At 65.1% G+C, this 1607-nt stretch carries 1 protein-coding gene and 1 pseudogene; both read right to left on the bottom strand.

Features of this window, described 5'->3' with window-relative positions:
• On the bottom strand, window positions 1-993 hold a 993-nt coding region (locus AC5Y5W_RS24870; RefSeq protein WP_500014129.1), incomplete at its 3' end, for a serine/threonine-protein kinase.
• A 103-nt stretch (window positions 994-1096) separates the two neighbouring features.
• Window positions 1097-1607, bottom strand: a pseudogene (locus AC5Y5W_RS24865) (hypothetical protein); the annotation flags it as partial.

Below are 1607 nucleotides of genomic sequence, written 5' to 3'. Positions count from 1 at the left end.
CCGAGCAATCACCGGCCTGGTTTTCGCCGACGTTCCACGCTGCTGGGAAGGCGGGGCCGCGGCCAGGGTCGAGTCGGCGGGCTGTGGCTGGTCTGCGTCCGCCGCGGGTGCCGGGTGGGCCGCGGCTGCCAGCAAGGTCGGAGCGGAGCGCGAGGTTTCTGCTGTGGTGGTGGTCAGGGCTTGCTGGGCGGCGGTGGCCAACTCGCGGGCGCTCTGATAGCGCTGATCGGGGTTTTTGGCCATGCCCGCTGCGATCACGTCGTCGAAGGCCGCTGGAACGGCGGGATTGATGCAGCTGGGTTTCGGCGGCTCCAGCGTCAGGTGTCCGCCGATTTGTTGTTCCATGCTGTCGCCGGGGAAGGGTGGGGCACCCGTCAAGCATTCGTAGAGCACACATGCCAGTGCGTAGACGTCGGCGCGGGCATCAGCAGTGCCGGCGGTGAAGCGCTCGGGAGCCATGTAGGCCCAGGTGCCCACCATCATGCCGGTACTCGTCAGTTTGGTGGCCGCCGCGTCGTGAGCGATCCCGAAGTCGATCAGGTACACGAAGTCGTCACCGGTCACCAACGCGTTCGACGGTTTGATGTCCCGGTGCACCAGCCCGACGGCGTGCGCCGCGTTGAGGCCTGCAGCCAGTTGCGTGATCACCTGCACGCTCCGCTGCGGGCTCATCGGCCCGTCACGAGCCAGCAAACCGTGCAAGTCGATCCCGTCGATAACGGGCATCACCAGATACAGCTGGCCGTCGACTTCCCCGGTGTCGTAAATCGGGATGATGTGCGGCTCTGTCAGCCGGGCTGCGGTGTACGCCTCGCGGCGAAACCGCTCCCGATAACCGGGCTCAATGCTTAGTTCGGTGGGCAGCACTTTGATTGCCACATCGCGGCCGATCACGTCGTCGTGGGCCTTGTACACCTTGCCCATGCCGCCCTCGCCGATCAACGCGATCAGCCGGTACCGCCCGAAACCCACCTCGTCCACTGCGGCCTCCATCACCGCACCCCCCGTTGGCACATGCTAGCGAACCACCCCGGTACTCACAGTCGATTCGACAAGCAGCCCGGCCACGTCGCGGCATCCCTGCACATGTCATCCGTCAGCCGCCGCACCAGCGGGGATTGGAGCCGCAGAAGAGCCCCTCATTCTTGTCGCCGACGAACCAGTGAATGGTGTCCTGCTCGCCCAGCGTGGCTGCCACCGTTGCACCTACCGGGAACCGTGGATCTGAGCTGGCGGTGACAGTCCCACTGGCCGTGTCACCCGAGACCGATGTCAGCGTGAAGTCCATTGTGTTGTAAGGCATGTCCGCCATCGTTGTGCAGGTCGGACAGTCCATCATGTAATGGAAATGACCGTTGCCTGCGGTGTCGATGATGACACTCTCCCGCGCTCCACGCCACTCCCGCGCGAACGGGGCCAACCCCGGTATGCCGGCACTGGGAGCGGTGGTCGAAGGTGGCGCCTCCAATGACGGCGGCGCGGGTTGCGCGTTTGCCTCCGAAGCTGGCGAATAAGTCGAAGCTTCGGTGGTGGTTGTCGGTGTGGCGGATGGGGTGGAGTTGTCTTTGGTGGCAAGTACGGCGATGACCACGATCAGCGCGGCGATA

It is taken from the genome of Mycobacterium sp. NGS51 (assembly GCF_059812525.1).
Note: the sequence above shows the minus strand (reverse complement) of the source record. Positions and strands in the feature narration are given on the sequence as shown.